Source organism: Pseudomonas gregormendelii (genome assembly GCF_017114825.1).
Classification (GTDB): domain Bacteria; phylum Pseudomonadota; class Gammaproteobacteria; order Pseudomonadales; family Pseudomonadaceae; genus Aquipseudomonas; species Aquipseudomonas gregormendelii.
This window is the reverse complement of sequence record NZ_JADEVO010000003.1, coordinates 79,484-103,896: the sequence shown is the minus strand read 5'-3', so window position 1 is coordinate 103,896 and position 24,413 is coordinate 79,484. Positions and strand designations below refer to the sequence as shown.

Here is a 24,413-nt window from a genome sequence, read left to right as displayed (position 1 = left end):
GATGCTTTCTGCCGGGCCTAGCTCTTGATCTCAGAGCCCGCGCACATCCCGGTCTTCAATCGGCCGGCTCTGGCGCAGACGCTTGCCGCCCAGCACCACCCAATCAATCAGCCGGAACAGGCACTCGATGCCAAACGACAGCAACAACGCGCCGCTCATGCCCCAGATCATCGCTTCCGGCGTCAGCAGAATCTGGTAGCTGTAGCCGTTCCAGGTTTCCTTGCGGATGTCCGGATCAGCGGCCAGGGCGACCTGCAGTACGCGGATGTACCACGGGCCTTGCATGGCCTGGAATTGCTTGTCGAGGGCCAGCTGGCGAGTGAGCATGGCGCTCAGACTGTCGGCATCGCTGCGGAAAATCGGGTCTTCGCTGGCGCGGTAGTGGTTCACCAGCGCTTGCATGTCGCCCTTGAAGAACTGATTGGCCGTGCCCTGGAAACCGCTGAGGCCGGTCTGCGCCTCAATCAGATGCGCCTCGACCCGCTTGGCGTAATCATTGATGAACCCCGGCACCTGCACCCCGATCAACAGGCCCGCCGCGAACAACACCAGCCTTAGATAACTGAGCAACATCGGGAAGATCCTTATGCGGTCTTGCCCTGGCTGACGCATTCACCGCGTCGCCATAGGCTCCATTGGCCCGGTTCGTAGCGGGTCCAGGTTTCGTTTTCGGTCAGCGGTTCGGTGGCGATCACCGTGACCACGTCATTGGGCGTGGTTTCCGCCTGGAAATCGACGATCACATCAACATCCTTCAACCGCGCCGGGCCAAAGGGGGCTCGGCGGGTGATCTGGGCCAGTTTGGTCGAGCAATAGCAGAACAACCAGTCGCCGTCGCTGAGCAGGCAATTGAATACGCCCTTGCTGCGGTATTCGGCGCAGGCTGCGACCAGGTCGGGCAGCAACGCTTCAACTTCAACCGGCTCCGGAAACGCGGCGCGCACCCGGTTGAGCAGGTCGCAGAACGCCGCTTCGCTGTCGGTATCGCCCACTGGGCGGTAGAAGATGGTGATTGGCTGGAAATCGGCAAGCTGGCCGTTGTGCGCGAAGCACCAGTTGCGTCCCCACAGTTCGCGGACGAACGGATGAGTATTGGACAGGCAGACCTTGCCGACGTTGGCCTGGCGGATGTGCCCGATCACTACTTCGCTCTTGATCGGATAGCGCTGCACCAGGTTGGCGACCTCAGACTCGCAGCTCGCGGCCGGGTCCTGGAACAACCGCAATCCACGACCTTCGTAGAACGCGATGCCCCAACCGTCACGGTGCGGGCCGGTACGCCCGCCGCGCTGCATCAGCCCGGTAAAGCTGAACACGATATCGGTCGGGACATTGGCGCTCATGCCCAATAACTCACACATGCTCGGACTCTCGATGAAAGGCGGGGGCACGTCTACAGACGGGGTTCGACCCGCAAACGCTGGGGGTTGCCGGGTACCGGGGGCCGACCATAGCGATCATCGCCGGCACCACCGAACAGGTGCTCGTCTTCAGGCTCGTTGGCCCGGGCGGCAGCCTTGGCAGCATCGGCCTGGGCCTTGCGGGCCCTGGCTGAGCGTTCCATGGCGAAACGGATCGCCACGTAAACCAGATAGACGCCGAAGGCGAGCATCCCGTACATAAACAGGTCGCTGATTGCTCGCCAGGCGTTGTTACCCACCTTGAACATCAGGTCCAGAGCGGTGATGGCGACGGCTGGGGCCACTTTGGCCTTCACCGGATCGACCACGGTCGGGCTGAACAGCAACACAGCCACCAGCAGCCGCAGCGGCTCGCGCAGCCAACGCCACATCCAGCGGGTCATGCGCATCCATACCAGCAGGCAGCCCAAAGCGGCAAAGGCGTAGAGGCCCCAGGCGATCAGATAGTCGTTCTCGGTCATGGTGTCCATGGCAAGGCAGGCAAAGAGGCGCTTATAGTAACGACTTTTCGCACGTCCGGCTTGTCTCCTGTAGGAGCAAAGCTTGCTCGCGATGACGTCAGCCCAATCGAAATCGATTGTGAATGCTGGTGCGCAATCGCGAGCAAGCTTTGCTCCCACAGTGCTGCAACCCAACAGACAGTGCCTGCACAGCCCTATTCCGTACATCGTCCGAGAGCCCTTCATGCCGCCATCCGCCAACATTCAAGACGCACCCATTGCCCACAAGGCTGAAGGTCCAGACCCGTATGCCTGGCTGCAGGAACGCGACACCGGCCCGGTGCTCGACTATCTGAAGGCTGAAAACCATTATCAGGAAGCACAGACCGCCGATCAGGCCGGGCTGCGTGAAAGCCTGTTCGAAGAGATCAAGGGCCGGATCCTCGAGACCGACCTGTCCCTCCCCTCCCCCTGGGGCCCGTACCTGTATTACACCCGCACCACTGCCGGTGACGAGTACGCGCGTCATTACCGTTGCCCGCGCCCGGCCGATGACAGCCTGCAGCTCGACGAAAGCCAGGAACAACTGCTGCTCGACCCCAACGCACTGGCCAAGGGTGGCTTCTTTTCCCTGGGCGCGTTCAGCATCAGCCCGGACCACCAGCGCCTGGCCTACAGCATTGACTCCACGGGCGATGAGATCTACACGCTGTTCGTGAAGGAATTGTCCAATGGTCGCGTCAGCGAACTGGAGTTCGAGGACTGTGACGGCAGCATGACCTGGGCCAACGACAGCCTGACCCTGTTCTTCGGCGAGCTTGACGACACCCATCGCCCGCACAAGCTATACCGCTACCGGCTCGACGGCACGGCGGCCGAAGAAGTGTTCCATGAACCGGACGGGCGATTCTTCCTGCATTGCTACCGCTCCAGTTCCGAGCTGCAACTGCTCCTGGCGCTGGGCAGCAAGACCACGAGCGAAGTCTGGGTGCTGGATGCCGCGCAGCCACAACAAGGCTTCACTTGCGTGGCGCCGCGCCGGGAAGGCCATGAGTACGATGTCGACCACGGCGCGCTTGATGGCCAGTGGAGCTGGTTTATCCGCACCAACCGCGACGGCATCAACTTCGCCCTGTACCACGCTGACGACACGGGTGTGGCCCCGACCGAGGAACAATGGCAGAACCTGATTCCCCACAGCCACCTGACCATGATCGATGGCATGAGCCTTAATGCCGCAGCCATGACTCTCAGCTTGCGGGTCGGCGGGCTGCCGGTGATTGAAGTGCACCCACAGGATCTGCCCAGCTACCGCGTGCAATTGCCCGACGCGGCCTACAGCCTTCACGTGCAGAACAGCCTGGAGTTCGCCAGCGAGCGGATCCGCCTGCGCTACGAAGCATTGAACCGGCCGGCGCAGATCCGCCAGCTGGATCTCGCCACGGGTGAGCAGCAGGTGCTCAAGCAAACCCCGGTACTCGGCCCGTTCGACGCCGATGCCTACGTCAGCCAGCGCCTGTGGGCAACGGCACCCGACGGCACACAGGTGCCGATCAGCCTGGTAGTCAAGCGTGAGGCCCTGGGCCAACCGACTCCACTGTACTTGTACGGCTACGGCGCATATGGCGAAAGCCTCGACCCATGGTTCTCCCACGCGCGCCTGAGCCTGCTGGATCGCGGAGTCGCGTTCGCCATTGCCCACGTGCGCGGCGGCGGCGAACTCGGTGAAGCCTGGTACCGCGCAGGCAAGCAGGAGCACAAGCACAATACCTTCAGCGACTTCATCGCCTGCGCCGAGCACTTGATTGCCAATGGCTACACCACCGCCCCGCAGTTGGCGATCAGCGGCGGCAGCGCCGGCGGCCTGTTGATCGGCGCGGTGCTCAACCAGCGGCCCGAGCTGTTTGGCGCGGCCATCGCCGAAGTGCCGTTCGTCGACGTGCTTAACACCATGCTCGACCCGGATCTGCCGTTGACCGTCACCGAGTACGACGAGTGGGGCAACCCTGAAGAACCCGAGGTGTACGAACGCATCAAGGCTTATGCACCTTACGAAAACGTTACCGCCCAGGCTTATCCAGCCACCCTGGTGATTGCCGGCTACAACGACAGCCGCGTGCAGTATTGGGAGGCTGCGAAGTGGGTGGCCAAGTTGCGCGCCACCAAGACCGACGCCAATCCACTGCTGCTCAAGACTGAGCTGGGAGCCGGGCATGGCGGGATGAGCGGGCGTTACCAGGGCTTGCGCGATGTGGCGCTCGAATACGCATTCGTGTTCAAGGTGCTGGGCATCGCCTGACACCCCTGGGCTTTTTCCTGTAGCCACTGGCGAAGTGGGAGCACAGCGTGCTCGCGATGACGGTTTCGCATCCAGCATTGATGCTGACTGTCACCCCGCTATCGCGAGCAAGCTTGGCTCCCACAGTTGGCCAGCGGCTACAACCGTTGGTTAGCCGCCGGGGGATTTGATTTTGGTGCTGTTTTGCTCAAGGCCCGGCAACGTCTGGTCCTTGGGCGGGTTGGGCATTTCGATCGGCGGCAACAACGGCGCGCTGCCGCTGCCAGGGCCCGCCTTGGGCACGCTGGTCGGGGTGATCTGTGGGTAGGGAGTCGGTGTCGCGGTGCCCGGCGAGCCGGGCATTGGCGCAGGGCTGGTGGGAATGGTTTGCAGCTCCTGGGCCTGCACTGCAGTTATCGAGAGCGCGGCCAAGGCAATGACCGTTAGAATGGTGCGCTTCATCAATGGCTCCGTTAGCCTTGTTGTCTGGTCTCAGGCTACTCCCAACTGCGCGCGTTTGCCCTCCCCCATGCCAATTCTTCTCAAGCCAATTTTTCAAGAGAGCCACATGAAACGTTTCGTACTGCTCGACACCACCCCCATCCCTGAAAATGGCGGTGCCCTGTGCCTGTTCGAGTACGGCGAGGACTTCGTCATCAAGATCCAGGGGGGTGACGGCGGCCAGTTGATGAACACCCGCATGCACGGCTCCGAGGATGCGCTGGCTGAAATCCCCTGCCGCAAAGTCGCCGGACGGCCGAATTCGCGGGTCTTGATTGGCGGCCTGGGCATGGGCTTTACCCTCGCCTCGGCGCTCAAGCACCTGGGCAAGACGGCTGAAGTGGTGGTCGCCGAACTGGTGCCAGGCGTGGTCGAATGGAACCGTGGGCCGCTGGGCGAAAAATCCGGTAACCCGCTGCTCGACCCGCGCACGGTGATTCGCCTGGAAGATGTCGCCAAAGTGCTGCAGGCCGAGCCTCAGGGCTTCGACGCGATCATGCTGGACGTCGACAACGGCCCCGAAGGCCTGACCCAGAAGGCCAACAGCTGGCTGTACTCCGCTGGCGGCTTGAGCGCATGCGCCAAGGCCCTGCGGCCCAAAGGCGTGCTGGCCGTATGGTCGGCGAGTGCCGACCGGCAGTTTTCCGACAAACTGAAAAAGGCAGGGTTCAAGGCCGAGGAAGTCCAGGTCTTTGCCCACGGCAACAAAGGCACCCGCCACACCATCTGGATTGCCGAGAAGCTCAAGGGCTGAGCTAAACTCTGTTCATAACCGTCATCAGTCTTTTTTACAAAGGTGAACCCATGAGTTCGTCAACAACCCCGACCAACACCTCGAAGCTGGACCGCATCCTCGCCGATAACCAGCGCGACAAGGAAATGGGGTACCGCGACAAGGCCCTGAAAATGTACCCGCACGTGTGTGGCCGCTGCACCCGAGAATTTTCCGGTAAGCGCCTTAGCGAATTGACCGTGCATCACCGTGACCATAACCACGACAACAACCCCCAGGATGGCTCCAACTGGGAGCTGCTGTGCCTGTATTGCCATGACAATGAGCACTCGCGGTACACCGACCAGCAGTATTTCAGCGAGGGTTCGTTGAGCTCGCCGAAGATTGCCAAGGCGACGCACAACCCGTTCGCGGCGCTGGCAGGGTTGATGAAGAAGGAAGACTGAAGGTAGTCATAGACTGGGCTGGCCCCTTCGCGAGCAAGCCCGTCCACCACAGTGCTCCAAACCAGCACCCCTGCCCCAATCCCCGTATAATCGCCGTTTTTTCCCGAAGGCGCCCCGCTCGTGGCAGACAAACGGTACAGCTGCATTGGTTTGTATAACCCCAAGTCACCGGAAAACGTCGGATCGGTCATGCGCGCCGCCGGCTGCTATGGCGTGGCCTCGGTTTTCTACACCGGCAAGCGCTATGAACGCGCCGCTGATTTCGTCACCGACACCAAGCGGGTCCACTACGATATCCCGCTGATTGGCATCGATGACCTGAAAAAAATCCTGCCCCTGGGTTGCGTCCCGGTGGCGGTTGAACTGGTCGAAGGTGCCCGCGCCCTGCCTGAGTACACCCATCCCGATCGCGCCCTGTACATCTTCGGCCCGGAAGACGGCTCGCTGGACAAGGAGATACGTGACTGGTGTGAAGACGTGGTCTACATCCCGACAACCGGCTGCATGAACCTCGCAGCAACCGTTAACGTGGTGCTCTACGACCGCATGGCCAAAGGCCTGAACACCCGCTCCGGGGCGAAATTCCGCTAAATTGCTGCACATCCGATGGAACAAGCCGCCCGCGATGGCAGTCAGCTTAATTATCTATTCTTGAAGCAGTCCATCCAGCCAGGAGACAGATCATGAGCGAACTCAAACGCGTACAGCGCATTGAATCCACCCCGTTCCAAACCTACCCCGAGCAGAACGTTCACGGTTGGGAACGCATCGGCTCACTCGCCGGTGGCGTGGTGATGATGGGCAAAGGCCTGCGTCGCGGCGGGATTTTTGGCTTGATCCAGGTGGCGATCGGCGGCGTGGCCCTGGCCCGCGGTATCACCGGGCACAGTTCGGCCAAGAGCCTGCTGGAAAAGAGTCGCCAGGACATGAACAACGTGCGGGCGAAGATCGAGCGCGCCGGGGCAGAATTGACCCAGTTGAAGAAGAACGCCGAGGCAGCGACCAGTACGGCTACTGTGACTGGCAATGATTCGCTGGTTTCGCCGAAGACTGGGGTTTAAGGGTTTAAGAGCAAAAGATCGTCCGAAGGCTCGGACCGCGTCCGGACGATCTTTAGATTTACTGGAGCAACTCAGTATCCAAAACCTTGGAAGGCTCGCCAATCACACTCTCGGCCAACTGCACAAATTCCCTGGTATCCACACTTTCCAATCGCATCGCCCCGCGCAGCACATCGTCCAGCGAGCGCTTGTTGCGGGTCTTGATGCGTATCTCCTGGTCCAGCTCCCCCAGCAGCAACACCGCCCTGCCAATCTGCGCCGAATCGACCTGCTCGCCGCGCAGGGTCTTCACCTTCTTACCCTCTCGCGCCAATTTTTTGTGCAAGCTGGCATACCGCTCATCGCTCATACCGCCCGCCCGGCGCACCAGTTCGATGGCGTAGTACTCGGCGAACCCCTCACTGATCCAGTCGCTGCGCTGCTTATCATTGATGCGTGCAAACAGCTGGGCCAATTCGCGCACCAGTGCACTGCTGCCGCTTTCGCTGACCAGCGGCAACCGGGAGTTGAGGTATATGGATTCACGTGCGGCCAGACTCCCGCGCCACATAGGGTCGCTGGCGCCGACGATCAGCAGTTTGGTCGGATGCCGAGGGTACACCGCCTGGACCTGGGGCCAGATGAATGTCAGCAGCGTCAGCACATCCATACGCCGCATGCCCTGCCCCTGGGGAGACGCCACCGTGACCTCGGTTTCCCCAAGTCGTGTGCGACGCGTCCCCAGGTGGCCGGCGAGCATCCATCCTGTGGGTCGGTCGAACAGCCGGGAGATGTTATCAATGCGGAATTTGTTCCGGCCGATCCGCGGCCAGGCGGTCTCCACGCTGTTCCAGCCCGTCGGCAACTCGAATTCAAGGCGAGACACCAGCTCGATGCCGTCCTGCTGATCGAGCCTGGCGGCGGGCACCAGATCGTCACCGCGCATCAGCGCCCAGGTGGGCGTCATGCGCGTCTCGAAGCTGCCCCCCTTGCGACCATGACTGATGCGCACACGATAGGTCAGGCTGGACTTGTCGGCAGACGGTCGCCAAATGCCGCGCGTTTGCTTGCCCGGCACGAGTTGCCACTGGCCGTCGGTTTTGAAGTCGCTGTAATGGCTGCCATCGCCCAGGTCGAAATCCAGGCTACGGACGGTAGATCCCTGGGCGAGTGTCAGCCGCACCTCGGCCTCGTCACTTTGCGGCAACAGGCGCACGTGGTAATCGAGATCGACTTTCTTCGCCGCCCACACCGATGAACTCAGGGCCAGCAGCCCCACCGCCAACGCCTGGCGCAATCCCACAGCCATACACTCTCCTTGTGGCGAGCGGACAATCAACCCGCGCGGAAAATCAGATGGTCTTCCCAATCGTCTTCGGCCACGCTGCCTTCGGCCAGCATGCGCCCTGATTGTGAAATGCGTTCATGGTGCACCGCATCGCGATCACCGCAGACCAGATGGTGCCAGAGAGGCAGGTCCTTGCCCTCACTGACCAGGCGGTAACCGCAGGTCGGCGGCAGCCATTTGAACTCGTCGGCCTTGCCAGGCGTGAGCTGGATGCAGTCTGGCACCGAAGCTCGACGGTTCGGGTAATCACTGCACTGGCAGGTCTTCAAATCCAGTAACTTGCAGGCGATTCGCGTGTAATAGACGCTGTTGTCATCTTCATCTTCGAGCTTTTGCAGGCAGCACAGGCCGCAGCCGTCGCACAGCGATTCCCATTCCTCTTGATCGAGTTGATCGAGGGTTTTGCTTATCCAGAACGGTTCGACTTTGGCGGCCATGGTTCGAGCATCGACATCAGGTGGTGAAAAGGCCGCCAGTCTAGTGCCACACGCCCTGCGGGCCAAGCATTGGCGACTGCCGGTAGAACTCACTTGTCAGTTTTGACGCCGCCACGTAGGGTTTTGCGTCGCCCACTTTCATACCAAGCAAGGAATCTGTCGATGAGTGCCAACCCGCGTGTTGCCGATTACGCTATCCACCCGCAGTTCACCGACCGCTGGTCGCCCCGCGCATTCACCGGCGAAGCCATTCCCGAGGAAACCCTGCTGAGCTTCTTCGAAGCCGCACGCTGGGCGCCCTCGGCCTACAACTCGCAGCCGTGGCGGTTCCTGTACGCACGTCGCGACACGCCAAACTGGGAGCGTTACCTCGGCCTGCTGAACGAATTCAACCGCAGCTGGGCGCAACACGCCTCGGCACTGATCATTGTGATCTCCAAGACCAGCTTCACCGCCCCGGGCGCCAGTGAAGAAACCCCGGCGCTGTGGCACACGTTCGACACCGGTTCGGCCTGGGGGCATCTGGCCCTGCAAGCGAGCATCAGCGGTTGGCACACTCACGGCATGGCCGGGTTTGACCAGGCGCTGACCCGCAAGGAACTGAACATCCCCGAGGGTTATGCCCTGCACGCGGCGGTGGCTGTGGGCAAGTTGGGGGATAAGGCGACCCTGGCGGAATACCTGCAGGCACGCGAGTTGCCAAGCCCGCGTCGGCCGTTGGCCGAGTTGGCGGCTGAGGGTGATTTCACCCTCTAAAAGCAAAAGATCGCAGCCTGCGGCAGCTCCTACAGGTGGACAACACATGGCCCTGTAGGAGTTGCCGCAGGCTGCGACCTTTTTGGAGACGACTCAATACCCGCGACTGAAATCCACTTCCCCGCGCAACGCTTCGCCCGCCTGGTACGCCCGCAGATTCTCGACGAACAGTTGCACCATCATCGAAGGTGAGGTCGGTGCCGAGCTGTGGCCGGTCAGCAGCAAGCCCCACGCTGTCCAGAACGGATGCCGCTGCGGCAATGGCTCCTGGCGGCAGACGTCGATGACCGCGCCGGCCAGATGCCCTTCCTTCAAGGCTTCCACCAGATCGGCATCCACTACCGCGACTCCACGACCCACATTGAGGAACAACGCGGTGGGCTTGAATTGCTTGAACAGCGCAGCATCGTAGAGATCGTGAGTGTGAGGCGTGTTCGGCAACAGGTTGATCACGTAATCCACTTCACCCACCAGCCGAGGCAGGTCCGACAGGGTGCCGACCTCGACAAATGGTGCCTGCTCGCGGGCTTCGCTGGCGATGCCGTATAACTCGACGCCAAAGGGCTGCAGAAAACGGGCAACGGTCTGGCCGATGTCGCCAGTGCCGACGATCAACACCTTGCGACCCGCCAGGCTCTGGCCCTGGCGACTGTCCCACTTGCGCTCGACCTGGCTGACCAGGCGGGGCAGCACCTCGCGCTCGTGACCCAGCAGATAGGTCAGTACGTACTCGGCCATGACCTGGCCAAAAATCCCCACCGCCCGGGTCAGACGGTAGTGCCGTGGCAAGCCGTCGGCGAGCAGCGGTGTGATTCCCGCCCAGGTCGACTGCAGCCATTGTGGTTGGTGGCCCTGACGCAGCAGGTTGGCCAGCAGATCCGGCTGGCCCAGCCAGACCGGACAGTCGGCAGCCTGGCTGGCCAGTTCGGCGGAGTCACCACTGGTCAGCACTTCCAGCTCAGGCGCGGCCTGGCGCAACAGTTGGGCGTACACAGGATGGTCGTGTTCAGCAATCAGAACGCGCATGGTTCAAACCTTTCGAAAACAGTGCGGACAACCGCCGCTGGAGTCAGCCTCCATCGCGCGGTCATCGCCAGATATCAATTCCAGTGTTTCAGGGAAGCTCGCAGCCTTGGCCGATTACATCGGGTCGTTGCGTCGCAGCAACTCTTCCGGAAGGTGCTCGATGTACTCGTCTTCAGCGGGCGGCATTTGCAGGTGGTAACCCTGTTTGTCGAGGTTTTCCAGCACCACCGTGATGTCCTCGCGCGACAGCTTGCGCTCAGGCGTGAGCACCAGGTCGAACGCGTGGTGCGGCTTGCCGAACGCCGCCATCAGGCTTTCCGGAACGCGCTCCAGGGCATCGCTCTTGAGCACATAGAGATACATCTCGTTCTTTTTCAGGCTTCGATAAATGGAGCAAATACGTTTCAAGGCTGTTCTCCGGCGGTGGCCAGGCTGTCGAGCAGCGCCTGGCCCATCAATTCGCGGCGCCAGCCACGCAGCGAATCAGGCAATTGGTAGGGACCATTGGGAAAGCCGCTCTTGAGCAAGGCTTCCAGGGTTTTCTTGCGCAGCATCAGTTCCGGCGCAATGTTCAGGCGTTCGGCTTCGGCCTGGCCGATCGCACGCAGTTGTTTGACCAGCACGGCAGCGTCCACCGGCAAGGGCTCAGGCACGGCAGGCGGCCATTGATCAGGCGACACACTGCCTGAGCGTTTGATCAGATCAAGCAGAAACTCGCCGTCCTGACGCACGGTACGCGGGTGCATGTCCTCGATCTTGCCCAGCGCGCCCAGGCTGTCCGGTTGGGTACGCGCCAGCGGCCACAGGGAATGCTCGCGCACGATACGGTTGCGCGGCAGATCACGGGCGCGGGCTTCGCGCTCGCGCCAGGCGCACAATTCACGCAACACGGCCAGTTGGGCACGGGACAGCTTCCAGGCCAGCTTGGCTTCGCGGTAGACCTCGTACGGATCGATCTCCCGACGCAAGTTGGCGACCAGTTCGGCACCATCTTCCAGAACCCAGTTGTATTTGTCTTCAGACAGCTTCGGACGCAGCCGTACGAAAACTTCCGCCAGATGCAGGGCGTCTTCCGCGGCGTAGCTGATCTGAGTGTCGGAAAGTGGACGTTGCAGCCAGTCCGAACGAGTCTCGCCCTTGGGCAGGTCGATCCCCAGCACTTCCTGCACCAGCCGCGAATAACCCATGGAGAAGCCCAGGTTCAGGTACGCGGCCGCCAGTTGAGTGTCGAACAGCGGGGCCGGCAGACTGCCGGTCAGGCGCAGCAACACCTCGAGGTCTTCGCTGCACGCGTGCACCACCTTGACCACCGCCGGGTTTTCCAGCAATGCGGCCAGCGGCTGCCAGTTGTCGATGGTCAACGGATCAATCAGGTAAGCGCGTACGCCATCGCCGATCTGCAGCAGGCCTGCAATCGGGTAAAAGGTGTCGACCCGCATGAATTCGGTGTCGAGGGCAACGTAGGGCAGTTGCTGCCATTCGGCGCAAAAGCGACCGAGGCTATCGTTGTCGCGAATCCAATGAATATCGATGGCCACACGGCTCTCCCTTGAAGAATGGCGCGCAGTATATATCGCCCCCGGCGATTTCCGCGCCTCCACTGAACAAGAGCTTTAGCGAAAAGATGTACATGACGGCAAGAAATGTCTGACGGGCGGAGGTTTACGGGGTGCAGGCCGCTTCGCTTGCCCTACTATTTAGCCAGCACTCCATCGATCACCGCACCGCGACAGCCGGCAAACATATCCAGGTCCTGGTCGTAGACCTTGCTGTTGACCTCCAGCAGGCCCAGCATCGAGTGAAACAGGTTGTCCTGGCTCAGGGGTTTGTCACGACTTAGCTGCAGGCAGTGAGTGTCCACCGAAAACGACTTCTGATAACTGTCGGAGAACCAGGCCAGCATCGCCACATGCTTTTGCTGGTCCGGTGCGAGCATGTAAGGCGTGCCATGCAGGAACAGGTTGTACTCACCCAGGGATTCGCCGTGATCCGACAGATAGAGCATCGCCGTGTCTACTTTGTCCTGATTGCTGCGCAATACGTCGATCAGCGAAGACAGGACATGGTCGGTATACACCAGGGTGTTGTCGTAGCCATTGATGATACTTTCGCGACTGCAATTGTTCAGCGCATTACTTTCGCAAACAGGGGTGAAGTGTTCGTATTCCTTGGGGTAACGCTTGAAGTATTCCGGGCCATGGCTGCCCATCTGGTGCAACACCAGCACGGTGTCCTTGTCCAGGGAGTCGATGAAATGCTGCAGGCCCTGCAGCAGGATTTCATCGCGGCATTCACTGCTGGCGCATAAGCCGGGCGTCTGCAGATTGCTGACGTCTTCAAAGGTGACGCGGTCGCAGGTGCCTTTGCATCCCGACTGATTGTCACGCCAGATTACGTCCAGCCCTGCCCGCTTGAGCACATCCAGCAGGCCCTCTTCGCTCTTTGCCTGGCTTGCGTTGTAACCCTTGCGGCCCATGTTGGAAAACATGCACGGCACGGAGACAGCCGTTTCAGTGCCGCAGGAATGCACATCAGTGAATGCGATCAGGCCCGCCTCCTTACCAAGTTTGGGCGTGGTATCGCGACCGTACCCAAGAATGCCGAAGTTTTCCGCCCGGGCACTTTCGCCCACCACCAGCACCGTCAGTGATTTGCGGCCGTGGGTTTGCCAGGCAGGGTTGCGCTGGGCGTCTTCGCCAATCTTCACAAAGGGGCGCTGTGCCGTCACCACCTGCTCCTTAATAAAGCCAAACGAGGCAGCAATGTAATTACTTGGCACCACCATCAGGCGCAATTCATGGTGATTGCGAAACAAGGAGGACAGGCCTTGATAGTTGATAAGCGCAATCGCTCCAATGACCGCAGCCGAGGCCACACTTACCAAACCTTTGCTTAATAGCTCGCGGTGCCAACGCCGATAATTGACAGGCAGTTTCCACAACAACCAGGAGGGTAAAACGCCAAGCAACAATATATAAGCCAGCAACTTAATTGACAGTAAATCGCGAACTTCCGTTGCGTTGGTCTGGGCAAAGTTACGCAGCATGCCAATGTCCATCAGCACGCCATATTGACTCATGAAGTACGCCACCCCGGCGCTGCACAGGAAGATCAGCGTCAGTGCAGGTTTCAGGACAGGCCGAAACGCCAGCAACGTCAGCACGATGTTGAAGGCCGCCAGGATCATCACCCCGAACGCGATCCGCATCGCCAGCCCCTGGCCGTCGTTGGCGGTAATCTCGGCCAGGTGCTGCCACAGTACGAAATTAAAACCTGTTAATAAAAAGACACTGGCAGCAAGTGTCACCCACTCGGGGCGAACGGCTTTTAACTTCAACATGATTTCGGCAGTTCCTGAAGAGAGGCGCCTGGGACAAATGTGAAAAAATCATTTATCCCGGCGACGTTAACTCTAGGCAGCCAACCATCAATTTTTTGTGAAAAATTAGCCAACGATTAGTTGGCTAATGGCACAGGGGTCAAACTTGCAGTGTATTTGAGAATGATTCAGGCCTGGTGCAAGTACCAGCGCCAGTCCTGTTCGCCGACCTCGCCCATGAATTGCCGGTACTCGGCCCGTTTAACCGCCAGGTAAACCCCGAGGAACTCAGGACCGAACGCCTCCCGCGCCCAACTCGACGCTTCCAGCGCGCACAGGGTGGTCAGCCAGTCAGTGGGGAGTAATTCGTTGGCCTGGGCATAGCCATTGCCTTCCACCGGCGCCCCGGGGTCGAGTTGTTCAAGAATGCCGCGATGGATACCGGCCAGGATCGCCGCCGCCGCCAGGTACGGGTTGGCATCAGCGCCACAAATGCGATGCTCGATATGCCGGGAAAACGCCGGGCCGCCGGGCACGCGCAAGCTGACCGTACGATTGTCCACGCCCCAGGTAGCGGCCAGCGGCGCGTAGCTGTTGGTCTGAAAGCGGCGATAGGAATTGGCATTCGGGCAAAACAACAGCAACGAATCCAGCAAGGTGCTGAGCATGCCGGCGACCGCATGCCTGAGCAGCGGCGTGCCGTCCGCCGCTTCGCTGGCAAACAGGTTGTTACCCTCGCAGTCCGCCAGGCTGACGTGCATGTGCATCCCGGTGCCCGCCAGGTCGTCGAACGGTTTGGCCATGAAACACGCCGTCATCCCGTGCTTGTGCGCCACCCCCTTGACCAGCCGCTTGTAGCGTACCGCTTCGTCCATGGCCTGCAGCGCATCAGTGCGGTGTTCGAGGGTGATTTCCACCTGCCCGGGCGCGTATTCGGAAATCGCCGTACGCGCCGGAATGCCCTGGAGTTTACAGGCGCTGTAGAGATCGGCCAGGAACGGCTCAATCTGCTCCAGCTCGCGCAGGCCATAGACCTGAGTACCCCGTGGGCGACCGCCGTCGACGTCCCGCGCCGGCTGTGGGCGTCCGTTACCGTCGCGCTGCTGATCCAGCAGATAAAACTCCAGTTCCGCCGCCATCACCGGGTAATAACCGTCGGCCTGCAAGCCCTCAATCACTTTGGCCAGCAGATGCCGCGGGTCGGCAATGGTCGCCGGCATTCCTTCGGTGGGGTGCATGCTGACCTGCACCGCCGCAGTCGGAATCAAGCGCCACGGCATGCGCGTCAGGCTGCCGCTGATCGGGTAGGCGCGACAATCGATGTCACCCACGTCCCACACCAGCCCGGAGTTTTCCACGTCATCGCCATTGATGGTCAGGCCAAGGATAGTGCTCGGCAGCGGACGGCCAGTGGCGTACACCGCCAGCAGTTCATCGCGGTGCAGCAACTTGCCCCTCGGTACTCCATTGTTGTCGAGGATAAACAGCTCGAACATCTCGATGTCCGGATTCTGTTCCAGAAAGGTCAGGGCTTCCTGCTGTGTGGCGAAGGCGGTCGTGGCACTGCTCATGGGATTTCTCTTGTTTGCGTGTCAGGCAAGCGCGCACGCGCTGCCCGATTGATCCCGAAACGAGCCGGGACCGGTTATTGATGAATCAACGCAGAACGCAGAACGCAGAAATCCGGCGGGCGCGCGTGACGGCAGTGCCACAGCGCCCAGAAGGCCAGTTCGGAAGGAAGTGTGACGGGGCAACCGTCCATAGGACAAACCGTGCAAAACAGATAACAGCAGCGTCACACGGGTGGTTGGGGTATTAAATCGGCATTTGAAGAACCTTGGATGTGGATTGGCTAAACAATCAGCACTATTTAATTTCCAAATACCAAAGCCGACTTTCTGATTTGCCGCCCGCCAACTCGCGCCTGCTTAATCGGCACCTGCTCATTTAAGGTCCGATCCATGGAAACCGTCCGCACCACCGCCCGCCCCGCCCTTCTACTAATGTTCGCCATCGTCCTGGTTGCGCTCAACCTGCGCCCCTCCATGGCCGCCATCGGCCCGTTGCTGTCGGCGATTCGTGGGGACATTGAACTGAGTTTCAGTCTGGCGTCGCTGCTGACCATGCTCCCGGTGATGGCGATGGGTGTGGCGATGTTCTTCGGCATCCGCGTCAGCCAGCGCCTGGGCGAACAACGGACCGTGGTCCTGTCCCTGCTGATCATCGGTGTGGCTACCGCATCACGACTGTTCCTCGACTCCGCAGCCGAACTGATTCTCAGCGCCGTGCTGGCAGGCGTGGGCATTGCCCTGATTCAGGCGTTGATGCCAGCCCTGATCAAGTCGCGTTTCAGGGACAACGTCGCCCTGTGCATGGGCCTCTATGTCACCTCGATCATGGGCGGCGCGGCCATCGCCGCCGCCTTTGCCCCGCTGGTGATGATTCGCACCGGTAGCTGGCGAGTCGGCCTGGCAGTCTGGGCCGCGCTCGCGGTGGTCGCCCTGATTTTCTGGATGGCACAGCCCGCGCAGCAATCGCTGATCGAATCAAAGTCGACCACCAGGCAGTCTTTTTTCAACAATTCCCGCGCCTGGCTGCTCGCCATCTTCTTTGGCCTGGGCACCGCGTCCTACACTTGCGTGCTGGCCTGGTTGGCGCCGTATTATTTGGAAAAAGGCTGGAGCGAACAGGACGCCGGCTTGCTTCTGGGTTTCCTGACAGCCATGGAAGTGCTGTCCGGCCTGGCCATCGCCAACCGCAGCCGTGACCGCCGCCTGGTGCTGGTGGTGTTGCTGGGACTGATCATGGCGGGTTTCTGCGGGCTGATCCTCAGCCCGCAGCACCTGAGCCTGATGTGGCCATGCCTGCTGGGGCTGGGCATTGGCGGGCTGTTTCCAATGAGCCTGATCGTGTCCATGGATCACTTGGACAACCCGCAACGCGCGGGAAGCCTGACCGCGTTCGTGCAGGGCATCGGCTACCTGATCGCCGGTGTCTCGCCGCTGCTCGCGGGTATGATTCGCGATCATCTGGGCAGCTTCGAGTGGGCCTGGTGGGCCCTGACTGCCGTCGTGGCACTGATGATCCTGATGGTCCTGCGCTTCGATCCCCGGCACTACGCTCGACACATTCACTGAAGGACGATTCTCCTGAATCCGTCGATCCGTTAGGATCCTTCGCAGACCGTTGCGCCCACCTGCGCAACAAGGACTGCGAGACGCAATGGATGCTCAACAGCAACGTACTTAGAAAGCTCGACATGCAGGACCTCATGGTGTTCGTTGCCGTGTACCAGCAACACAACGTCACCGCCGTGTCCGAAGCCCTGTGCGTCAGCCAGTCGACTGTGAGCTACTGCCTGAAAAAACTTCGCGCGGCTTTTGCCGATGAGTTGTTCCTCTACAGTCGTTCCGGCATGCAGCCCACTTACAAAGCCGACAGCATGTACCCGCACGTGTTGAAAGTCCTCGAACACATCAACCTGTGCCAAGCCGGCTCAACGACCTTCGACCCCGCCCTGCGGCCAACCACCTTCAACCTGTGCGCCCCGGAATATTTCGAACAACTGATCCTGCCACGCCTGCTCAAGCACTTCGCGTTTGCCGACTGGCCGGTGACCGTCAACGTGCACAAACTCGAATCCGACATCCCGGCCCAAGCCCTGCGCGACGGCAGCCTCGACCTGGTGATCTGCTTCGGCCCGAACTTCCATCGCAGCCACGGCGACATCAAGTCGGCGACGCTGCTGGAAGATCAACTGGTCTGCGTCTTCGACAAACCCGCCGCCCCCGGCGAGCCCCGGTTGAGCCTGGACGAACTCGTCGAACGCCGCCACGTGTTCCCCACCCCGTGGACTTCCAGCAGCAACATGGTCGACGGCTGGCTGGCGCAACAGGGGCGCAGTCGCCAGATCGTAGCGCGGGCCAACAGTTATGGCGCGGCGTTGAAGATGATCAAGGGGACGGAGTTCATTGTGATGTTGCCGAAGCGGATTCAGCAGTTGCTTGCTGGCGATGGCGGGTTTGGGTGTTGCGCAGCGCCGGTTGGGTTGCCAGGTTTTTGCCTGGATATGCAGTGGCATCAGGGAATGGAGAAAGATGGCGCTAATGCCTGGTTACGCGAGCAGATCGATCTGGCATGTGACCGGCAGAGCAAGTAGCGCAAGGACCAGGGCTCACACTGTGATGGGTGAGCCTGTTCCAATCCCAAGTGAAGATAACTGGCTGACAGCTCCAACCCAATCAGTGCCCAACCGCCGTCTTCGCATAAGACTCCCGATCAATATCCAGAATCTCCACGCACAACTGCACGTCCACCCCCACCGGCCATTCACACAAATCCTGCACCACCGCCAACAGGCTCTCCGACAGTTGCTTCTTGATCTGCGGCGATCTCCCGCTGAGCAGCGCCAGCTTCACATGCACAAACCCACGCTCGGCCATGGCGGTACCGACCTTGAAGGTTTCGACTTTGATCGCGCGGCTTTTGATGTCGAATTCGGCAGCGAACTGGCCGGAGCCCACCAAGGTGTTGTTCAGCCGGATCAAGGCGACGTCGGCGTTCAGGCCTGGCAGGTTGGCGGTGTATTCCATGTGCAGGTGTGGCATGTCGAATGCTCTTTGGAGTGGCGGGAGGGTCGTACGTATAGCACAGAGTTTGCGGGCTCACGGCGCTGGGGGCATAAGATCGGTCGCGCTCATGAAGGTTTCCAGGCGCTTGCGCAGCCAGCGTTCGGCCGGGTCGGTGTCGACGTGGCTGAGCCAGACCATCGACAGGTCGAGGGTCGGAGTCTTGAACGGGAATGGCTCTTTGAACAGTGCACCGGACGCGGCCATGGCTTCGGCCGCGTAGTCCGGCAGGCTGGCGATCAGGTCGGTGCCGGCCAACAGCGCGGGCAAGGAGCTGTATTGCGGCACGGACAGCACGACCTGGCGGGTGCGGCCGATCTCTGCCAGCCATTCATCGGCGTAGCCGCTGACGTTGGCGGTGTGGGACACCAGCACGTGGGGACGCGCGCAGTATTCGTCCAGGGTCAGCGGGGTGTCGGACGCATCGGCGCGCAGGATGCTGGGCTGGATGTGCCGCAGCAATTTGCGCTTGGCGTTGGCCGGCAGGCCGCGGGTCTGGCTGATGCCGACAGTGATGTCGCCAGACGCCAGCAAGTCGGGAATGCGCCAGTAGTCGACATGCTGCACCACGAACACCACTTTCGGCGCTTCCTGGCGCAGGGCCCGCAACAGCGGCGGCAGCAGGCCGAATTCGACGTCATCCGACAGGCCGATGCGGAAGGTCATGGTGCTCACTGCGGGATCGAAATCGTGGGTCAGGCTCAGGGCGATCGACAGCGAATCCAGGGCCGGCGAAAGATACTTGATCAACTCTTCGGCGCGTGCGGTGGGTTCCATGCGATGGCCGACCCGAATGAACAATGGGTCGTTGAACATCGTGCGCAGGCGGTTGAGCGCCGAACTGATGGTCGGTTGACCGAGAAACAGCTTCTCGGCAACCCGCGTGACGTTGCGTTCGAGCATCAATGTCTCGAACACCACCATCAGGTTGATGTCGGCCTTGCGTAGCTCATTGCGATTCATCCATTGCCCCCTTGTCCCCCTGAACTGCGGGCAGTGTAGAAAGACCTGGGGCCTGGCGTCCATCGGCATGAACGCCAGCGGCGTGACGTGCACTCACACGGGCAGCGGATAAAGGGCCTCATCGAACTGCGCCAGGCGCGGGAACGTCAGTGGTTGCTCGTCGCTCAGGTGCTCCAGGCGCTGCTGGTAGTCGTGCAGGAAACCCTTGCGGGCCTCGTCGCTGATGTAAGGCACGTGCCAGGCGACAAAGGGTTGCAGCACGTCGAAGCCGACGTAGGCCAGGGTGCCGCGCAGGATAGGACGCAGCATGTCTTGCAGCGGACCGTGAATCGCGCCCTCGCCGAACATGTGCTCGCGCCCGCCGAGGGTGACTGTCACCAGCGCCTTCTTGCCGCTCAAACCGCCCTGGTCGTAAAAACGCTTGCCGCCATAACACACGCCGGACACCAGCACCCGATCGATCCAGCCCTTGAGCATGGCCGGTGCGGAAAACCAGAAAATCGGGAAGTTGAGGATCAGCAGGTCAGCCCACAGCAGTTTGTCGAGTTCCTGCTGGATATCCGGCGCCAGGGACTGGCTCTTGACGCCCAGGCGTTGCTCCAGGGCGTACACCAGGTAGTCGGGATTGTCCCGCGAGGAAAAATCATCGGCGCTGGCCACCGGGTTCCAGTTCATCGCGTACAGATCGCTGACCTTGACCTCGTGCCCCTGGGCCTGGAGTGTCGCGACAGCCTGGTCACGCAGGGCTGCGGTGAACGAGTTGGGTTCGGGATGGGCGTGAACGATCAATACTTTCATGGGTATTCCTTGAATGCTGGCACTTTGGGGGGAGTCATACCTGGATCGCCTTCACTTCGACGAATTCGTTAAGTCCTTCCTCCCCCCATTCACGACCATTGCCTGACTGTTTGTAGCCACCGAATGGCGCCTGATAGTTGAACGCCGCGCCGTTCAGAAAACACTGCCCGGCACGCAGCTGCCGCGCCAACCCCAGGGCCCGCTCCCGGCTGCCGGTCCAGACGCCGCTGGACAGGCCGAAAGGCGAGTCGTTGGCCATTTGGATCGCCTGCGCTTCATCGGCGTACGGAATCAGGCACAGCACCGGCCCGAAGATTTCTTCCTGGGCGATGCGCATGCGGTTGTCGACGTCAGCGAACAGCGTCGGACTGACGTAGAACCCGCGCTCGAATTCGTCAGTCTCGCCACCGAGCACCAGCCGTGCGCCTTCCTGCTGGCCGATCTGGATGTAGTCGCGCACGGTGCGCCGCTGGGCCGCAGAACACATCGGCCCAAGGAAGCTCTGCAGGTCCAGCGGATCCCCCATGCGCAAGCTTTGGGCCTCGGCGATGGCGATTTCCACAGCCTCGGCGTAACGGCTCGCCGGCAGCAGCATGCGGGTCAGTGCAGTGCAGGTCTGGCCAGAGTTGATCATCACGTCCTGAACGCCATAGCGCACCGCTGCGGCCAGGTCGGCATCCTCGGCAATCAGCAGCGGCGACTTGCCGCCCAGTTCCAGGCACACGCGCTTGACCGACGGCGCCGCCGCCTGGGCCACACGAACGCCAGCGCCGGTGGAGCCAGTGAACGACACCATGTCCACGTCCGGATGCCTGGCCAGCGCTTCTCCGACTTTCGCACCCGGCCCGCTGACCAGGTTGAACACCCCCGCAGGCAAGCCGATTTCCTCGATCATCTGCGCCAGGAAGAACGCATGCAGCGGTGTTTCCTGGCTCGGCTTGACCACCACGGTGCACCCGGCTGCCAGCGCCGGTGCCAGTTTGCCGATCAACTGATGCAGCGGGTAGTTCCAAGGGTTGATGAACGCGCAAACGCCCACCGCCTCGCGCACCACCCATGAGTTGCCGACCTCGCGGACTTCATCCATCAGGCCGGCCAGTTCGATGTATTGCTCAAGCCCCTCGATGGGCCCGTCCACCTGGACCGCACGGCACCACTGCACCGGCATGCCCAGTTCCGCGGTGATCACTGCGGCCATTTCGTCGGCACGCTCGCGCAGTTGCCCGGCCAGCGCGCGGATGTAGCCGGCGCGCACGCTTGAAGGTGTGCGAGACCATGAACCGAAGGCACGCCGAGCCGCGGCTACCGCGTTGTCGACATCCCGTTCATCGCCCAGCGGCACTGAACCGGCGGCGGTCTCGGTTGCCGGGTTGATCACCTGGGCGACGCCCTGCCCTGACGGCGCCTGCCAGCGGCCATCGATAAACAGCGCTGTGTAATCATGCATAGTGTCGGGTCTCCATCAGTTCACTGGCGCAGCGGGCGATGCGCTGGCAGGCGTCACTCAGGTGTTCTGCCCCCACCACCAGGCCCAGGCGTATATGCCCGGCGGCACTGGGGCCGAAGGCTTCACCGGCCAGGACCGAGACGCCATGGCGGTCGAGCAGACGGTCGGCGAATGCCTGGGCGCTGAGCCCGGTTTCACGTATGTCGACCATCACGAACATCCCGCCATCGGGCATCAGGGGGCGCACGCCGGGGCAGTCGGCAAGGCTGGCGCAGACTAAATCGCGTCGCTGGCGATAGGCATCGCGCATGGCCTGCAACTCCGGCAGGTTGCTTTGCAGCGCCACCACGGCAGCGTCCTGAATGAATTCGGGGGAGCCATACAACATGCACAGCGCAAGGTTTTCCAGGTGCTGCGCCAACGCCGGCGGCGCCACCGTCCAGCCGACTCGCCAGCCGGTCATGGCGTGGGATTTCGACAGGCTGTTGAGCGTCGCGGTGCGCTCGGCCATGCCCGGCAAACTGGCCGGGCTGACGTGCTCGCCCTCGAACAGCAATTCGCTGTAGACCTCATCGGAAATCAACCACAGGTCATGGTCGATGCACAGCCCGGCCAGTGCCTGCCAGGTGGTGCGCGGCAGGCTGGCGCCAGATGGATTGTGCGGACTGTTCAGCGCCAGCGCGCGAGTCCGCGGGGTGATGCGCGCCGCAACGTCTTCGGGTAATACCCGGAAGCCATTCTCGGGCCGCACCGGCACCGGGATCACCACCGCACCGCAGGCCCCGAACACCGCTTCGTAGGTCACGTACATCGGCTCGGCGACTATCACTTCATCGCCTGGATTGAGCACGCACTGGGCCACGCAAAACAGCGCGCACTGGGCACCGGCAAGCACCGTGACCTGGTCGGCCGACACCGCCTGGCCGCTGCGTTGCTGGTGCCGCCTGGCAATGGCTTCGCGCAGGGTGCGTTTGCCGCGCACGTCGGCGTAGTGAGTGTTGCCATTAAGCAGGCTGTCGATGGCCGCCTGGACAATCGGCACCGGGGTGTCGAAATCCGGATCGCCCACGGACAACAGCAGAATGTCTTCGCCCTGTTCCTGCAGCGCCAGCGCGCGGTAATGGATGTTCCACGCGGCGGCGCCGTCACCGGCGATTCGTTGGGTCAGATCGGAAAAACGCATGGCCTGCTCCTTTTAAAAAAGCCCAAAAAAATGAAAATCAATGCGCGCAGGCATGCTTGAGCTCGATCAGGGTGACGCCGTTACGCTTGAAGCCATGGCGCAGATCGGTCTGCAACTCGGCCAGGCTTTGCGGCTGGGTGACGGTGCAGCCGAACGCGCGCCCGAGGGCGGCGAAATCCGGATTGCGCGGCAACACGCCGATGGGTTCGATGTCCAGGCCCAGCATGTCGTCGCGGATCTGCCCCAGGGCATCGTTGTTCCACAGCAACACGACCAGCGGGCTGTCCAGTTCCTCGACCGCCGTCGCCAGTTCCTGCGCGGTGTAGAGGAAACCACCGTCGCCGACCAGCACCAGCCCCGGCCGATTGGGCGCGCCAAACTTGGCGCCGATGCCGGCCGGCAGGCCGTAACCCAAGGTGCCGTAGCCGGTTGGGTGCAACCAGCTGCGCGGGGCGCGGCTGTTGAAGGCGTAGTTGCCGGTGTAGGCCAACTGGGTCATGTCGGTGCTGATGAAGGCGTTGTCCGGCAGCTCGGCGGCAATGCGCTCAAGAATGCCCTGGTGAATCGACTGCAACGGGCCGTGGCTGTTCTTCACCGCATCACGCAGTTTCGCGACGCTGGCGATTGCTGCGTTGGCATCACGGACGGTGGCGGGCAGACGCTCCAGCAGGCCGGCGAGCGTCTGTTGCGCGTCGCCTTGCAGGGCCACAGCACAGGGATAGAAGTCGTTGAATTTTCGCGGATCGATGTCCACCCGCAGCAGTTCGGCGGTCAACGGCAAGCGCTCGCGCCAGAAATCGGTGTCGGCCATTTCGGTACCGACCGCCAACACCACGTCGGCTTCGGCGATCAGGTTCCAGCCGGGCTCGACGCACAGGCTCGAACCGGCGTTGAGCGGATCATCCGGTGGCAACAGCCCTTTGCCGGCGACGCTGGTGAACAGCGGCGCGGCCAGTCGGGTGCTGATGGTTTGCAGCTCCTGCGTCGCGTGAAGGGCGCCGCCACCGGCAATGATCATCGGTCGCTTGGCGTTTTGCAGCTTGGTCGCGGCGTGTTCCATGGCCGTGTTCGAGGCCGGTCCGCGTCCCGGACGCCGTACCACGTCGTTGCTCCAGTCGCGATTCACTGGCGCCGCCAGCACGTCCAGCGGTACCGAAATGTGTACCGGGCGCGGGCGTTCGCTATCGAACACGGCATAGGCGCGGGCGATCAATTCGGGCAGGTCCTCGGCACTCAACGCCACCGCCGAGAACGCAGTAATCGGCGCAGTCATGGCGCGCTGATCCTGGGTTTCGTGCAGACAGCCCCAGCCCTTGCCGAGGCTGGCCGTGTGGTTGACGCTGGAGATCACCAGCATCGGAATCGAGTCGGCGTACGCCTGGCCGATGCCGGTCGCCGCGTTGGTCACGCCCGGCCCGGTGATGATGAAGCACACGCCCGGTTTGCCGCTGACCCGGGCATAACCGTCAGCCATGAAGCTGGCACCCTGTTCGTGCCGGGTCAGCACATGGCGAATGCCGCTGCCCGGCAGGCCCCGATACAGCTCCAGCGTATGCACGCCGGGAATGCCGAACACGGTGTCGACGCCGTAGTTGGCCAGCAGTCGCACCAGGGCCTGGCCACCGGTCAATGTCTTGGTTTGCATGTTC

General features: G+C 61.7%; 25 protein-coding genes. 8 read left to right on the top strand and 17 right to left on the bottom strand.

What is annotated here, in order from left to right:
- Nucleotides 1-30 precede the first annotated feature (30 nt).
- From IMW75_RS03545 to IMW75_RS03535, 3 genes are read right to left on the bottom strand one after another with little or no spacing between them, the layout of a single operon-like run.
- Complete coding sequence (locus IMW75_RS03545; RefSeq protein WP_045058726.1) at nucleotides 31-573, bottom strand: DUF2937 family protein; 543 nt, start codon at nucleotides 571-573, stop codon at nucleotides 31-33.
- Between the two features lie 11 nt (nucleotides 574-584).
- Complete coding sequence (locus tag IMW75_RS03540) at nucleotides 585-1,361, bottom strand: class II glutamine amidotransferase (protein WP_205891891.1); 777 nt, start codon at nucleotides 1,359-1,361, stop codon at nucleotides 585-587.
- 32 nt (nucleotides 1,362-1,393) lie between these two features.
- Nucleotides 1,394-1,891, bottom strand: coding sequence for an MFS transporter (locus IMW75_RS03535; protein WP_205891890.1), 498 nt, complete (start codon nucleotides 1,889-1,891; stop codon nucleotides 1,394-1,396).
- A 214-nt stretch (nucleotides 1,892-2,105) separates the two neighbouring features.
- On the opposite strand from IMW75_RS03535, the gene IMW75_RS03530 reads away from it, so the two are divergent.
- Entirely contained in the window at nucleotides 2,106-4,160 is a 2,055-nt protein-coding gene (locus IMW75_RS03530; RefSeq protein ID WP_045058729.1) for a S9 family peptidase, read from the top strand.
- Nucleotides 4,161-4,310: 150 nt separating this feature from the next.
- Here IMW75_RS03530 and IMW75_RS03525 read toward each other — a convergent pair whose 3' ends face one another.
- Nucleotides 4,311-4,601 (bottom strand): hypothetical protein, encoded by a 291-nt coding sequence (locus IMW75_RS03525; RefSeq protein ID WP_122837854.1) that lies wholly within the window; start codon nucleotides 4,599-4,601, stop codon nucleotides 4,311-4,313.
- 106 nt (nucleotides 4,602-4,707) lie between these two features.
- On the opposite strand from IMW75_RS03525, the gene IMW75_RS03520 reads away from it, so the two are divergent.
- From IMW75_RS03520 to IMW75_RS03505, 4 genes are all read left to right on the top strand, one after another.
- Complete coding sequence (locus IMW75_RS03520) at nucleotides 4,708-5,394, top strand: spermidine synthase (RefSeq protein ID WP_045058731.1); 687 nt, start codon at nucleotides 4,708-4,710, stop codon at nucleotides 5,392-5,394.
- Nucleotides 5,395-5,444: 50 nt separating this feature from the next.
- On the top strand, nucleotides 5,445-5,819 hold the full coding sequence (locus IMW75_RS03515) for a YajD family HNH nuclease (RefSeq protein ID WP_045058732.1): 375 nt from the start codon (nucleotides 5,445-5,447) through the stop codon (nucleotides 5,817-5,819).
- Nucleotides 5,820-5,939: 120 nt separating this feature from the next.
- Nucleotides 5,940-6,410 (top strand): RNA methyltransferase, encoded by a 471-nt coding sequence (locus tag IMW75_RS03510; protein ID WP_045058733.1) that lies wholly within the window; start codon nucleotides 5,940-5,942, stop codon nucleotides 6,408-6,410.
- 92 nt (nucleotides 6,411-6,502) lie between these two features.
- Complete coding sequence (locus IMW75_RS03505; RefSeq protein ID WP_045058734.1) at nucleotides 6,503-6,880, top strand: YgaP family membrane protein; 378 nt, start codon at nucleotides 6,503-6,505, stop codon at nucleotides 6,878-6,880.
- 58 nt (nucleotides 6,881-6,938) lie between these two features.
- Here the strand turns inward: IMW75_RS03505 and IMW75_RS03500 are convergent, their stop codons facing one another.
- Together IMW75_RS03500 and IMW75_RS03495 are read right to left on the bottom strand one after the other, a co-directional pair.
- A complete protein-coding gene (locus IMW75_RS03500) occupies nucleotides 6,939-8,168 on the bottom strand; it encodes a hypothetical protein (protein WP_205891889.1) in 1,230 nt (409 codons plus the stop codon).
- A 26-nt stretch (nucleotides 8,169-8,194) separates the two neighbouring features.
- A complete protein-coding gene (locus tag IMW75_RS03495; RefSeq protein WP_045058736.1) occupies nucleotides 8,195-8,644 on the bottom strand; it encodes a YcgN family cysteine cluster protein in 450 nt (149 codons plus the stop codon).
- Between the two features lie 162 nt (nucleotides 8,645-8,806).
- On the opposite strand from IMW75_RS03495, the gene IMW75_RS03490 reads away from it, so the two are divergent.
- On the top strand, nucleotides 8,807-9,400 hold the full coding sequence (locus IMW75_RS03490; protein WP_045058737.1) for a nitroreductase family protein: 594 nt from the start codon (nucleotides 8,807-8,809) through the stop codon (nucleotides 9,398-9,400).
- Nucleotides 9,401-9,493: 93 nt separating this feature from the next.
- Here IMW75_RS03490 and IMW75_RS03485 read toward each other — a convergent pair whose 3' ends face one another.
- The 5 genes from IMW75_RS03485 to IMW75_RS03465 all read right to left on the bottom strand — a co-directional run bounded on the left by IMW75_RS03485 (nucleotide 9,494) and on the right by IMW75_RS03465 (nucleotide 15,316).
- Complete coding sequence (locus tag IMW75_RS03485) at nucleotides 9,494-10,426, bottom strand: D-2-hydroxyacid dehydrogenase (protein WP_045058738.1); 933 nt, start codon at nucleotides 10,424-10,426, stop codon at nucleotides 9,494-9,496.
- Between the two features lie 114 nt (nucleotides 10,427-10,540).
- On the bottom strand, nucleotides 10,541-10,834 hold the full coding sequence (locus tag IMW75_RS03480) for a YcgL domain-containing protein (RefSeq protein ID WP_008036150.1): 294 nt from the start codon (nucleotides 10,832-10,834) through the stop codon (nucleotides 10,541-10,543).
- Complete coding sequence (gene rnd, locus IMW75_RS03475; protein WP_205891888.1) at nucleotides 10,831-11,964, bottom strand: ribonuclease D; 1,134 nt, start codon at nucleotides 11,962-11,964, stop codon at nucleotides 10,831-10,833. Before rnd ends, IMW75_RS03480 begins: the two co-directional genes overlap by 4 nt.
- Before the next feature lie 155 nt (nucleotides 11,965-12,119).
- Nucleotides 12,120-13,766 carry a phosphoethanolamine transferase gene (locus tag IMW75_RS03470; RefSeq protein WP_205891887.1) on the bottom strand — a complete coding sequence of 549 codons (1,647 nt, stop codon included), beginning with the start codon at nucleotides 13,764-13,766 and terminating at the stop codon, nucleotides 12,120-12,122.
- A 167-nt stretch (nucleotides 13,767-13,933) separates the two neighbouring features.
- The gene (locus tag IMW75_RS03465; protein WP_205891886.1) at nucleotides 13,934-15,316 is read right to left on the bottom strand and encodes a glutamine synthetase family protein; all 1,383 of its coding nucleotides are present in this window, start codon (nucleotides 15,314-15,316) and stop codon (nucleotides 13,934-13,936) included.
- 390 nt (nucleotides 15,317-15,706) lie between these two features.
- Here IMW75_RS03465 and IMW75_RS03460 point away from each other — a divergent pair, with 390 nt between their 5' ends.
- Complete coding sequence (locus IMW75_RS03460) at nucleotides 15,707-16,882, top strand: cyanate transporter (RefSeq protein WP_205891885.1); 1,176 nt, start codon at nucleotides 15,707-15,709, stop codon at nucleotides 16,880-16,882.
- 89 nt (nucleotides 16,883-16,971) lie between these two features.
- A complete protein-coding gene (locus IMW75_RS03455; protein WP_045058743.1) occupies nucleotides 16,972-17,904 on the top strand; it encodes a LysR family transcriptional regulator in 933 nt (310 codons plus the stop codon).
- Between the two features lie 82 nt (nucleotides 17,905-17,986).
- Here the strand turns inward: IMW75_RS03455 and IMW75_RS03450 are convergent, their stop codons facing one another.
- The 6 genes from IMW75_RS03450 to IMW75_RS03425 form a co-directional block, all read right to left on the bottom strand.
- Nucleotides 17,987-18,352 (bottom strand): 5-carboxymethyl-2-hydroxymuconate Delta-isomerase, encoded by a 366-nt coding sequence (locus IMW75_RS03450; protein WP_045058744.1) that lies wholly within the window; start codon nucleotides 18,350-18,352, stop codon nucleotides 17,987-17,989.
- Between the two features lie 57 nt (nucleotides 18,353-18,409).
- Complete coding sequence (locus IMW75_RS03445) at nucleotides 18,410-19,336, bottom strand: LysR substrate-binding domain-containing protein (RefSeq protein ID WP_045058745.1); 927 nt, start codon at nucleotides 19,334-19,336, stop codon at nucleotides 18,410-18,412.
- 93 nt (nucleotides 19,337-19,429) lie between these two features.
- Complete coding sequence (locus IMW75_RS03440; RefSeq protein WP_205891884.1) at nucleotides 19,430-20,134, bottom strand: NAD(P)H-dependent oxidoreductase; 705 nt, start codon at nucleotides 20,132-20,134, stop codon at nucleotides 19,430-19,432.
- A gap of 34 nt (nucleotides 20,135-20,168) precedes the next feature.
- Entirely contained in the window at nucleotides 20,169-21,581 is a 1,413-nt protein-coding gene (locus tag IMW75_RS03435) for an aldehyde dehydrogenase family protein (RefSeq protein ID WP_205891883.1), read from the bottom strand.
- Nucleotides 21,574-22,764, bottom strand: a complete 1,191-nt coding sequence (locus IMW75_RS03430) for a pyridoxal phosphate-dependent aminotransferase (RefSeq protein ID WP_205891882.1) — start codon at nucleotides 22,762-22,764, stop codon at nucleotides 21,574-21,576. The genes IMW75_RS03435 and IMW75_RS03430 overlap by 8 nt, the downstream gene beginning before the upstream one ends.
- 37 nt (nucleotides 22,765-22,801) lie before the next feature.
- Nucleotides 22,802-24,409 (bottom strand): 5-guanidino-2-oxopentanoate decarboxylase, encoded by a 1,608-nt coding sequence (locus IMW75_RS03425; protein ID WP_045058802.1) that lies wholly within the window; start codon nucleotides 24,407-24,409, stop codon nucleotides 22,802-22,804.
- Nucleotides 24,410-24,413: the final 4 nt, after the last annotated feature.

What these genes read in the sequence shown, in the direction of transcription:
- IMW75_RS03545 (WP_045058726.1), bottom strand. Translation starts at nt 573, where the DNA reads ATGTTGCTCAGTTATCTAAGGCTGGTGTTGTTCGCGGCGGGCCTGTTG.
- IMW75_RS03540 (WP_205891891.1), bottom strand. Translation starts at nt 1,361, where the DNA reads ATGTGTGAGTTATTGGGCATGAGCGCCAATGTCCCGACCGATATCGTG.
- IMW75_RS03535 (WP_205891890.1), bottom strand. Translation starts at nt 1,891, where the DNA reads ATGGACACCATGACCGAGAACGACTATCTGATCGCCTGGGGCCTCTAC.
- IMW75_RS03530 (WP_045058729.1), top strand. Translation starts at nt 2,106, where the DNA reads ATGCCGCCATCCGCCAACATTCAAGACGCACCCATTGCCCACAAGGCT.
- IMW75_RS03525 (WP_122837854.1), bottom strand. Translation starts at nt 4,601, where the DNA reads ATGAAGCGCACCATTCTAACGGTCATTGCCTTGGCCGCGCTCTCGATA.
- IMW75_RS03520 (WP_045058731.1), top strand. Translation starts at nt 4,708, where the DNA reads ATGAAACGTTTCGTACTGCTCGACACCACCCCCATCCCTGAAAATGGC.
- IMW75_RS03515 (WP_045058732.1), top strand. Translation starts at nt 5,445, where the DNA reads ATGAGTTCGTCAACAACCCCGACCAACACCTCGAAGCTGGACCGCATC.
- IMW75_RS03505 (WP_045058734.1), top strand. Translation starts at nt 6,503, where the DNA reads ATGAGCGAACTCAAACGCGTACAGCGCATTGAATCCACCCCGTTCCAA.
- IMW75_RS03500 (WP_205891889.1), bottom strand. Translation starts at nt 8,168, where the DNA reads ATGGCTGTGGGATTGCGCCAGGCGTTGGCGGTGGGGCTGCTGGCCCTG.
- IMW75_RS03495 (WP_045058736.1), bottom strand. Translation starts at nt 8,644, where the DNA reads ATGGCCGCCAAAGTCGAACCGTTCTGGATAAGCAAAACCCTCGATCAA.
- IMW75_RS03490 (WP_045058737.1), top strand. Translation starts at nt 8,807, where the DNA reads ATGAGTGCCAACCCGCGTGTTGCCGATTACGCTATCCACCCGCAGTTC.
- IMW75_RS03485 (WP_045058738.1), bottom strand. Translation starts at nt 10,426, where the DNA reads ATGCGCGTTCTGATTGCTGAACACGACCATCCTGTGTACGCCCAACTG.
- IMW75_RS03470 (WP_205891887.1), bottom strand. Translation starts at nt 13,766, where the DNA reads ATGTTGAAGTTAAAAGCCGTTCGCCCCGAGTGGGTGACACTTGCTGCC.
- IMW75_RS03465 (WP_205891886.1), bottom strand. Translation starts at nt 15,316, where the DNA reads ATGAGCAGTGCCACGACCGCCTTCGCCACACAGCAGGAAGCCCTGACC.
- IMW75_RS03460 (WP_205891885.1), top strand. Translation starts at nt 15,707, where the DNA reads ATGGAAACCGTCCGCACCACCGCCCGCCCCGCCCTTCTACTAATGTTC.
- IMW75_RS03455 (WP_045058743.1), top strand. Translation starts at nt 16,972, where the DNA reads ATGCTCAACAGCAACGTACTTAGAAAGCTCGACATGCAGGACCTCATG.
- IMW75_RS03450 (WP_045058744.1), bottom strand. Translation starts at nt 18,352, where the DNA reads ATGCCACACCTGCACATGGAATACACCGCCAACCTGCCAGGCCTGAAC.
- IMW75_RS03445 (WP_045058745.1), bottom strand. Translation starts at nt 19,336, where the DNA reads ATGAATCGCAATGAGCTACGCAAGGCCGACATCAACCTGATGGTGGTG.
- IMW75_RS03440 (WP_205891884.1), bottom strand. Translation starts at nt 20,134, where the DNA reads ATGAAAGTATTGATCGTTCACGCCCATCCCGAACCCAACTCGTTCACC.
- IMW75_RS03435 (WP_205891883.1), bottom strand. Translation starts at nt 21,581, where the DNA reads ATGCATGATTACACAGCGCTGTTTATCGATGGCCGCTGGCAGGCGCCG.
- IMW75_RS03430 (WP_205891882.1), bottom strand. Translation starts at nt 22,764, where the DNA reads ATGCGTTTTTCCGATCTGACCCAACGAATCGCCGGTGACGGCGCCGCC.
- IMW75_RS03425 (WP_045058802.1), bottom strand. Translation starts at nt 24,409, where the DNA reads ATGCAAACCAAGACATTGACCGGTGGCCAGGCCCTGGTGCGACTGCTG.